Below are 10,294 nucleotides of genomic sequence, written 5' to 3' on the forward strand. Positions count from 1 at the left end.
GAAAAAAGTTAAACTTTTTCTTTAAAGGGTATTGACACAACACAGTACATTCCGGACTTGATCCGGAATCTTATTTTTTTCTTTTTTCTCGTCTTTGCGAGGGAGTGCAACGACCGAAGCAATCTCTTCCTTAACAATAAATAATTGTTTTAGGAAAACAAAAAAAGAAGATTTACTTTGAGATCGCCACGTCACTTCTCTTCGCTACGTTCCTCGCGATGACGAAAGTGAGTGTCTTTGCGAGAGAGTGCAACGACCGAAGCAATCTCTGCCCTAACGACAAACAATTGTTTTATAAAAAATTTTTTATAAAAAACTTGACAAGAACTAAAAAAGGGTTTAAAATTATATAAATTAAGTAAATTTATGCAAAAGAAAATGACAGCGAGGAGCTGTATCTTGGTGAATGGACGCTGTAGGATACAGGGAGCTGAGTGGCGTAACCGGCATTTTTTTCTGTTTAATTGAAATATGTTTGACTTAATGAATTTTTGACATAAAATAAAGAATAGAAATTTTATTTTTACATATAAAAGGAGGTGAAAAAGAGAAAAAAGAGAAAAGCATTAGCGGAGCGAAAAGAAAAAGAAGTTTATACGGTTATATTTAAGAAATTAAAAAACAAAAAGGAGGAAAATGATGTTTAAAATTAGTAAAGCAAGAAACAGAAAAGGTTTTACGCTGATTGAACTAATGATTGTAATTGCAATTATCATTATTCTTGCTGCAATTGCAATCCCGAATTATTTGAGGATGACGGAGAGGGCGAAAAAATCAAGACTTGCGGCTGATATGGCAACACTTGCGACGGGACTTGAAACATTCAGAACAGACTGGGGCAGTTATCCGGTGGTTACAACTGCAGAAGCAGTTAGTGATGCTGCTGGTCATGCTGTAATTAATGCTGAATTAGCAGGTCTTGGCGGCACAGCACCTAATACTGCAACTGTAAATATTGCAACTAGGACAAATGTGCTTGGTGAATCGGGACCCATTGAATATTTGAAACCGGGTACATTGAATAGCATTATAGACCCGTTTACAACTACTGCTGCAGCAATAAGCAACGCAGATGGACTAGTTTATTATCTGTCTGATGATAATGGCAACCACTGGGTTACTTTTGCTTATATAAGGACAGATACTGCTGGTGTAACTTTCCTTTACAGGACTGATTCTGTGTCTGCTGCAACAGAAATTTTAACGACCGATGGCGTACTAGTGATTGATGCGGATGGAGTTGTGACGGATAGTTAATCTAGGAAAAGGAGAAGTGGAACAAAAAGGTCAAGTCTTGAAATATAAGATTTTACTCCGGTAAAGGCATTTACAGGGCTGCCGAAAGGCAGCCCTCTTTTATTTCTATCCTGCCATTCTGCTCTTTTCCTTGCCAAAGGTAAGCGTAGCAATCCCTTCTGAAGTTGTTATTGCAAGGCTTCCAACGGAAGCTGAAGCAGTCTCACCTTTTTTTTGCTCAGTCATTTTTGAGGAATGAACGAAATGAGTGACGAAGAATCTCTACTTTAATAACAAAACAAGCGACAAAAGAGAGATCCTTCACTTCATTCAGGGCGACAAAAAAAGAAATATTACTATGGGACTGCCGCGCTACGCTCGCAGTGACGGAGACAGGATGTCTCTACGCTGCACTATCATTACAATAAATATAAAAAATTTTTATATTTATTAACATAAGTTGCATTTAAAAGGCATTTGCGTGGTTATAACGGCCTCCTAACAAATATCAAAAAAACCTTTTTCTCTCCCCCCCTTGCATAATTATATATGTAGGAGAAGGTTAACGTAATAATCTGGCAGCCCTTCCCTGCAAAATATAAAGTGGAGGTGTTTAATGATTATGATTAAGGAAAACAGAAGCATATCTTTTAGTTTTTGCGCTGAATGTCTATTGCAAATTGGTCGGGTGAGGCATTGTCCTTCCCCCTTGTTTAATTACTTAAGGTGGAAATGATGATTAACTTCACCCCGGTTAAAAACAACACCCTTGAAATCCTTGGAAAGGGTAAGCTCTCCTACACAGAGATGAGGATTGCTGTTTATGTTCTAAGAAACTCTCGCGGGTATTCTTTTAACGGCGTAAGGCAGAAATGGACAAAAGAAATGTCAGTACCAGATATAGCAGAAGCAAACGAAATGGATAGAGCAGTCTGCTCGAGGGCAATAAATAAAATGATCAGGGAAAGAAAGCTGTTAAAAAGAGGAGACAAATTCCAGTTCAACGAGCATTTCAAGAGTTGGGTGGTGCAAAAAAATACAGCTGTTGCAAAAAGTCACACTGTTGCAAATTATCACAAAGCTGTTGCAAGTTGCAACAACCAATCTCAAACGAACACAGATGAAAACAAAGTGGACCCGAACCCTAAAGAAACTTTAAAAGAAACTTTAAAAGAAAAAAATATAAATATACTGTCTGACGACAGGAAAGAGATTCAAAACAAAACTATAAACAACGGAATTATAAAAACCAATTCTTCTTCAGTAAAAGGAAAAATGACAAAAGAAGAAGTAGAGCAGTGCATAGACCTTGTGCTCTGGTTTGCAAAAGAAATTCTGCACACAGAAGTACCCGATAAAATATGGATTTCACGAGAGATGAGGAACGCACGCCGCCTGCTTTTTGAAATGAAGCTGCCTATGGAATTTATCAAGAAAATCTGTACCTGGAGGATAAAAGACAGTTTCTGGCGCCTCAAATTTCATTCGCTGGGAAGCATTATTTCACACCTTACGGACTGGACGGGGGAAGCAAAGATGACACCTTTGACATTTACAGCGTGGCTCGATGATCACCTCGCTGATGATTACAGGAAAGAGGAAAACAGGTACGTAAAAGCAAACAGATACCTCATTGCGTTCAAAAAGGCGGCGGGCGGCGGAGTAGTTTTCACGTCAGAGGAAATCCGAAAGAAAACAGTGGCAATACGGATAATGAAAGAAGAAACAAAACATTACACAGGGGGATAAAATGATTATTCTAAAGGAAAAGCTAAAAGAAGTTGAAGGGTTTGCGGAAAAAACAAAAAAGGAAACAGAAAGTATTATCCCCGGAGTTGTTGATGAACTCAATGTGCTTCGCGCAAAGGGAGAATTTGTCGAGACAATATGCCTGGGGCAGAGTAGTAAATTTGCCTGCTGGGAGGGGAACAAGAAAATTTTTGATATCAAAAACAGGTTGAAGGGAATCAGAGAAGATAATTACCAGGATAGGATTTTGAAAGCAACGTATAAAAGATACCTTAAAGCATTAGGCAAGCCAACCATTACTGTCTTTATCCACAGAGAAGACGAAACATTTGTGAAGTGTGTCGTTGATTGTCCTTTCTACGATACGATCACATGCGTATTGAAGAACTTCACGTACCATAAAGAACGCGAGGAATTGTAAGAGGAGATTATTATGTAGAGCTCAGCGACGAAGAAAAGCCGTCATTGCGCGGAGCGTAGCGACAAAGCAATCTCATCCTTAGCAACAAATAATTGTTTTGGGAAAACAATAAAAAAGAAGATTTACCTTGAGATCGCCACGTCACTTCTCTTCGTTACGTTCCTCGCGATGACGAAAGTGAGTGTCTTTGCGAGCTCTTTTCCTTGGCATTTTGTTATTGCCGTGAAGCGACAGCCTTTTTGTCGTTACGAGTAAGATGTCAGGCGAGCGCGGTAATCCCCTCTTTTGCCTTTTTCCCGAAGCAATCGCGCCGTTGTCTTTGTCCAGTCATCGTATCTGATCTACTTAATTAGGGCAGGCGCAAAAACCTGCCCATATTTCATTTGCATCCGTTTTCTATTGCATATATTAGAGATATGTATATAATATATATGAGGTGATAAAAATGGGAGAAATGCTTATAAAAATTCCTGAAGAATTGGCAGCAAAGTTTAGGTCCATTGTGCCAAGAGGAGAGAGAAGCAAAATCATTGCAAAACTTATAGAAGAAGAGGTTAAGAGACGAGATGAGAAATTATACAAGATTGCGCTTGAACTGGAAAAGAATGAGAAATTAAATAAAGAGATGGAAGAGTGGAACATAACAACTGGAGACGGAATTGAGTAACTTTGAACGCGGAACTATCTACTGGGTGAATCTTGATCCAACAAGTGGATCAGAAATAAAGAAGAAAAGGCCATGTGTGCTTGTGGGTGCAACGCCTGTCAATATGGCAAGAAGGACAGTGATTGTCGTTCCACTATCTTCTTCTGCAAAGCCTCTGCCCCCGTTAACTGTAGAAGTTAATGCGCTTGGAAAGAAAGTTGTTGCTGTATGCGATCAGATTAGAGCGGTTGACAAATCAAGGCTCGTGAAAGAAGTAGGTAAGTTAAACTTGCCTGATCTTAGGAGAGTTGTAGAATCCATCAAGGAAATTATCAGTTGAGAAAACCCCTCAAATTTCAACGGAAAAAATGTTTATAGAAAAATAATTATACTGTTTTACTGTTTGCGAAATTTGGGCATCTGCGTGCATGATGTTTAGGATTGTAGGTTGCAGAAGAGTAAATTTGCTGAAGAGTAGCGCAGGCAAACTCGCTCACAAAGATTGTCCTTACATCTAACTGATTTCTTTTACTTTGTTGATTAAAAATTCAAATGCACCTTGAAACTCCGGCAGGTGCCCGAAAAGAATGGGTTTTAACTCCTTTACCCAGATGTTTTCTGTTTTTTTAAGTTTTTCCGTAAATAATTCTAATGAGAAATTTTTTTCATAATGATTTAACTTTTCTTCTACAATTTTCAGCTGAGGCGTATAACCTTCCTTTATAAGGAACCAGAGGTCATAAACATCTCTTGCTTTACTTCTTGTTAATATAGCCCTTATTTTTTCTGCTGCGACTTCTGAGAGGTGCATTCCTGAAAGTACTTTTATTGGCAAACCATAAGGCTCTATTTTTGTTAAAATGGAGACAGGTTTGAGAATAATTTTTTCTCTTCTGTTTATTTCAATGTAAACATAGCATAGATCAATGTCTAATGTGTTTAGTGGACCTTTTGCGCTGACTCTAAATGAAAGTGTTTTTTCATTATCCGAAATTATTTTTAATGCGTTGTCTACTCCAAAGAATTCAAGTGATTCAGAGACCATCTCTGGTAGATTTTTGCTTAATCTACCAGATGCTGTAAAATCAAGATCTTCTGAGAATCTTGGCAAATTATTGAAAAACCATAAATAAGTTCCGCCTTTCAGAACAACTGGCTCTTTCCCTATGGCGACTAAAATTAGCGACTGAATATAATGTTTTTCTTGCTGCCATGGACGCATTTCGTATAATCTGGCTATCTTTATGAGGTCATTTTTGTTTATCATTGTTTTGATGTCTCCTTTACCAGTTTTTGAATCTTTTTGTTGAATTTTTTTGAATATTCCAAAAGGTTTTTGGTGTCAAGCTGACTAAAGACTTCTTTCAAAAATGATTCCTTGATTTGTCCCAGGTGTAGTCCGTCAAGCACAGCTTTTTCCTTATCTGCAACGAAAATATAGCTATTGCCTTTCTTATATACCTTATATCCAAAGAATAATTTCCTTGAAATTTTGTGATACTCTACCCCTAAGTCAGGGTATGTTCTTGTGTTCCTGGGGTTTATACACTGTATGTTTTTAGAAATTTGCTGCACAAGCCCGTGAAAATTAAGAGCAGACAAAAGAGATATGTAAGAAGGCTCGAAAAGTTGTGTAGCAATAATGTATTCGTCGTCAGTGAAGGATATTTTTCCTCTTATTAGTTTCCTTGCAATCCCCGCTTTCACAAGTCTTGAGATGTAAACTTTTGCAATCTCTCTTTTTTTCCCAATTAAATTTGAGAGGCTTAATGAGTCAAATACCATCCTGCCCGAATTAATTGCCTGCTCTTTTATCTTGTATAAATTTGTTTCTTTCAAGTTCTCATCCTTAAGATCATCATACCCAAGTAGCTATATAGTTACCTCAGTGTGACAAAATTTATTATATTATAACAAGAAAATTAAAAAAGTAAACAAAAAAAGATTGAAAAATTTAATATCTTTCCATTTAACAGGAGTAATTTTTGATATTTTTTAAAATAGTATATAAAAGAAGGTTTTATTGAAAAAATTTAAGTAGAGAGGATGGCATTACATACTTCTTTGTACTATAGGTCTTTGCGCTCTTTTCCTTGACATGTATTACGCTGTGAAGTGACAGCCTTTCTGTCTTTGCGAGAAAGGAACATTAGCGACTGACGCGGCAATCTCCTCCTTTGTTTCTATCCTGTCATTCTGTTCTTTTCCTTGACATGCATTATACTGTGAAGCGACAATCTTATCACACCCTGTCTTTGCGAGGGAGTGCAACGACCGAAGCAATCTCATCCCTAACAATAAATAATTGTTTTAGGAAAATAATAAAAAAGAAGATTTACTTTGAGATCGCCACGTCACTTCTCTTCGTTACGTTCCTCGCGATGACGAAAGTGAGTGTCTTTGCGAGAGAGTGCAACGACCGAAGCAATCTCATCCCTAACAATAAATAATTGTTTTAGGAAAACAAAAAAAAGAAGATTTACTTTGAGATCGCCACGTCACTTCTCTTCGTTACGTTCCTCGCGATGACGAAAGGCTCGTTACTATGGGACTACTACGCATTCCTTCGGAATACTCGCAGTGACAGAAAAAAGGGTCTTTGCGAGATCTTTTCTTTTACGTTTTGTTTTATCCTCTTACTCTTTTGTTATTCGTTTTTACATCCTTGCTTTTTTTGGGGGAGTATTGAGTGGTGTCTCCTAACTCATTCAAATTAGATTGCATTTCTGCGAACTTGTGCCGTATTCTAACAATTTTTAAAGATTAAACATTCCCCTGGCATTAAATTAAAAATGAATTTGGCTTAAATAAAGGGTTTCCTGAGGATGTCCTTAAAAATGAGAGGTCCAAGAAACCTGCATTCCTTCGTGCCACCCCCAAGAAACACTGTTAAACACAGGGTTATTTATTAGCGTTTTAATGCATTTTAAGCGTCACAAAAGTAATATTTCATCTTAATATACATATTTCTCATACATCGTTAAATTTGGGCGTTTTATGAGTGCCTCTTGCAATTTGGCATAAACACAGCGTTCTTAGGATGTTTTTTTAGGTTTTTCTTAAAGTGTATAATCTCCTTATCGTTTCAGCATTTGTTATAATGCCAAGAATAATAAGCGTATAAAAAATTTGGTTGGATAGTGCACCTATCATAATTAAAAGTAGTCTTATGTCTCTTCCGATTCGTACTTTCGGCTTTTTCCCGCTCTTTTTGAAAATGAAATCATATTTAGTAGCCGTGTAACTGTTCATAAAACTGCCAGCCAGGGCAATGAACCCTATAATCCATATCATTGTGTTGCCGTGCAATCTCCACAGTCCATAAGCCAACCCTAAAATAATCAAGGCATCTGCGTACCTATCCAGTATTGTATCGAACCATGCCCCATATTCTGTCTGTTGAAATTTAAGCCTTGCCACTTCGCCGTCGCAGCCGTCAATGATCGAAGCAGATTGAGACAGAAGCCCGCCGATTACAACATGAAGGTAACTGCCAAGTGAAAGGAAATAAGAGGAAAGCAAGCACAGGGCAAAGCTAAAAAGGGAGATTGAATTTGGTGTTAGTTTAGTTTTTATGAGGAGTTTTGAAATTTTGATAGAAATAGGTCTGTTTAGAAATCTTGATACAGGGCCGTCTGTTAACTTTGTTAATCTTTTGCATAGAATTTTTTCAGCTTCTCTGAAATCTTCTTTTGTATCGATATCAATCCAGAAATTTTCTTTTATATCAAAGTATCTCATTCCCCCTTTTTCTGATAAGATGCGTATCCCGCCTGTGAGTGTTCCGTCCCCCTTTTTAATACTTTTCTTGAGTGCGTCAAAAAGTGATTGGTTGCACAAAAACATCCCGCAGTCGATACCGTTATAATCTTTTATTTCTTTACCAGTATCTACTATTTTTTTATTTTCTATTTTTACTTTTGTGGCGTCATTTAAATCGATATGCTTTTTTGGCACCTTATCAACAACTAAAATGCATTCCTTATTGGACAATTTTGTCTTAAGTAATCTCTTTAGTGTATTAGATTCAAATATGTGATCTGTCATAAGCAGCACGAACTTTTTATTTATAAGGTCTTTGCCTTTAAGTACGGAGATGCCATTTCCTTTTTCCCATTTTTTGTTTTCTATATAATTTATTTTAACGTTGTATTTCTTTCCATTTCCCAATTTTGTTTTTATCTTTCCTCCGAGATATCCCGTAACGATTACAAATTCGGTGATGCCTGCTTCTCTCGCAGTTAAAATAACTCTTTCTATAAGGGAGAACCCTAAAAGTCGAGCAAGGGGCTTTGGCTCATTGTCGGTAAAATCTTTGAGCCTGCTGCCCCTTCCCGCTGCAATAATTAATGCTTTCATCTATTACCCTTCGCGTTTTCCCTGGATGAATTCTTCTACCATTTCTTTTGCTTTTTCATCAGGGAACTGTTTAGGAGGATGTTACATTGTATATGCGGAGATTGACGTAAGTATGCCTCCTATCTTTCTTTCTAACGCTAATTTTGTGCATCGGATTGCGTCAATTGTGCAACCTCCGGAATTTGGCGAATCCTCTACATCAAGCCTTAAGTCCATATACATTGGAACCCCACCGAAGAGCTTGCCCTCCATCCTTATAAAACATATTTTATTATCCTTTTGCCAGGGTACGTAATCAGATGGCCCGATATGAATGTTGTTTGGATTTAAGGGTTTATCTAAAACAGATTGTACTGCCTCTGTTTTAGATATTCTCTTTGTTTTCAATCTTTCCTGAGAGAGCATATTCAAAAAATCTGTATTGCCTCCTGTGTTGAGCTGATAGGTTCTTTCTAATTTTACTCCTCTGTCTTGAAACATCTGCGTCAGGATTCTATGCGTAATTGTTGCTCCAAGTTGTGATTTTACATCGTCGCCCACTAAGGGAAGATTTTTTTGTCTGAATTTGTCCGCGAATTCCTGAGTAGATGCAATAAATACAGGCATGCAGTTTATAAGGGCAATATTTGCTTTTAACGCGCATTCCGCATAAAATTTTGCTGCTTTTTCTGAACCCACGGGGACATAATTCATCAAGATTTCTGCTCCACTTTCTTTTAATAGTCGTACTATATCTTTTTCTTCTGCTTCTTTTTTGTCGGAGATAACAAAAGTTTGATCTTCCGGGTAATTCTTCATATGCGGAGCAACACCATCTAAAACTTTTCCCATTGCTACTTTTACTCCTGTTTTGGGAATATCTTTATAGAATGTCTTTGTACAGTTTGATTTAGCAAAAATTGCTTCGCTTAAATCCTTATCTACCTTTCTTTTATCAACGTCAATAGCGGCTACAATTTCTATATCAGATGGTTTGTATCCTTTAATGTCCCAATGCATCAGTCCTATTGCATCTTCTGAATTTTTATTTCTGTAGTAATGGATTCCCTGAATTAAGGCACTTGCACAGTTACCGATGCCAACGATGCCTACTTTTATTGTTTTCATTGCACCACCCCCTTGATTAATAGTTCCTTCCATCTAAAGATGGTTGTCCTTAAGATGTCAAATCTTTCTCTACGAATTTATTCTATACTTCTTTGAGGACTCACTTACTCTTAATTGAACTGTACCGTATCTACTCTTTAGAAATTTTGACACCCATTCACCAATCCATAGTATCTCTATTATTCAGAGATACTACTCCTTTCAACAGATTTTTGTAATCTTCTTATCTGACTGGGTAGTAGGTTCATATGTGTCTAAACTTAATCAAGCTTTGCATAATATTATATATCATTTTTATCTGTTGGTCAAGGAAATGTATGAGTTACATACATTTGAGACTCCGGATAATGTTTTAAGAAAATCTATAGGCGACAAATTATTAAGACCTTTATGAACTCTTTTAGTATTATACCAGATGAGATAATCGATTAGTTTTGAGTTGAATGCATTAATATTTGTAGCTAATAGATTAAGGTGGTTGTTGATGAATTCTTCCTGTAATGTTCTGTTTGATCTTTCTACGTATCCATTGATCCTTGGGTCTGTGAAATAGATAAAGAGGTGTTTGATATGTTTAGTTTTAAGGTATTGATCGAATGCACCTAGGTATTCAGAACCATTGTCAGTCTGGACAGTTGTTATTCCGCTCTCACCCGGATATACAGTTTCAAGTTTCTTCATAAACTTAACTGTGTTTTTACTGTTTGCTGATTCAAATGCATGAGAGAACTGGAATCTTGAATTAATATCAACTGCATTATAGATATAGAGCTTCA

At 37.0% G+C, this 10,294-nt stretch carries 9 protein-coding genes and 1 pseudogene; 5 read left to right on the forward strand and 5 right to left on the reverse strand.

The window, feature by feature from the left end; genetic code table 11:
* The first annotated feature begins 639 nt into the window (after positions 1–639).
* The 5 genes from U9Q18_02990 (at position 640) to U9Q18_03010 (ending at position 4,392) form a co-directional block, all read left to right on the forward strand.
* A complete protein-coding gene (locus tag U9Q18_02990; protein ID MEA3313323.1) occupies positions 640–1,257 on the forward strand; it encodes a prepilin-type N-terminal cleavage/methylation domain-containing protein in 618 nt (205 codons plus the stop codon).
* A gap of 714 nt (positions 1,258–1,971) precedes the next feature.
* Entirely contained in the window at positions 1,972–2,985 is a 1,014-nt protein-coding gene (locus U9Q18_02995; protein ID MEA3313324.1) for a hypothetical protein, read from the forward strand.
* A gap of 1 nt (position 2,986) precedes the next feature.
* Positions 2,987–3,406: a hypothetical protein gene (locus U9Q18_03000; GenBank protein MEA3313325.1), complete on the forward strand. Its 420-nt coding sequence runs from the start codon at positions 2,987–2,989 to the stop codon at positions 3,404–3,406.
* A gap of 445 nt (positions 3,407–3,851) precedes the next feature.
* Positions 3,852–4,073 carry a hypothetical protein gene (locus tag U9Q18_03005; protein MEA3313326.1) on the forward strand — a complete coding sequence of 74 codons (222 nt, stop codon included), beginning with the start codon at positions 3,852–3,854 and terminating at the stop codon, positions 4,071–4,073.
* Positions 4,066–4,392: a type II toxin-antitoxin system PemK/MazF family toxin gene (locus tag U9Q18_03010; protein MEA3313327.1), complete on the forward strand. Its 327-nt coding sequence runs from the start codon at positions 4,066–4,068 to the stop codon at positions 4,390–4,392. The genes U9Q18_03005 and U9Q18_03010 overlap by 8 nt, the downstream gene beginning before the upstream one ends.
* Positions 4,393–4,566: 174 nt before the next feature.
* On the opposite strand, the gene U9Q18_03015 is transcribed toward U9Q18_03010, so the two are convergent.
* From U9Q18_03015 to U9Q18_03035, 5 genes and pseudogenes are all read right to left on the reverse strand, one after another.
* Positions 4,567–5,319, reverse strand: a complete 753-nt coding sequence (locus U9Q18_03015; protein MEA3313328.1) for a nucleotidyl transferase AbiEii/AbiGii toxin family protein — start codon at positions 5,317–5,319, stop codon at positions 4,567–4,569.
* Complete coding sequence (locus U9Q18_03020) at positions 5,316–5,891, reverse strand: hypothetical protein (GenBank protein MEA3313329.1); 576 nt, start codon at positions 5,889–5,891, stop codon at positions 5,316–5,318. The genes U9Q18_03015 and U9Q18_03020 overlap by 4 nt, the downstream gene beginning before the upstream one ends.
* A gap of 1,209 nt (positions 5,892–7,100) precedes the next feature.
* Positions 7,101–8,411: a sugar phosphate nucleotidyltransferase gene (locus tag U9Q18_03025; protein ID MEA3313330.1), complete on the reverse strand. Its 1,311-nt coding sequence runs from the start codon at positions 8,409–8,411 to the stop codon at positions 7,101–7,103.
* A gap of 3 nt (positions 8,412–8,414) precedes the next feature.
* A pseudogene (locus tag U9Q18_03030) lies at positions 8,415–9,518 on the reverse strand (inositol-3-phosphate synthase).
* Between the two features lie 294 nt (positions 9,519–9,812).
* The coding region (locus U9Q18_03035; protein ID MEA3313331.1) for an integrase core domain-containing protein at positions 9,813–10,294 on the reverse strand (482 nt) is incomplete at its 5' end.

The organism is Caldisericota bacterium, from assembly GCA_034717215.1.
Lineage (GTDB): Bacteria > Caldisericota > Caldisericia > Caldisericales > Caldisericaceae > UBA646.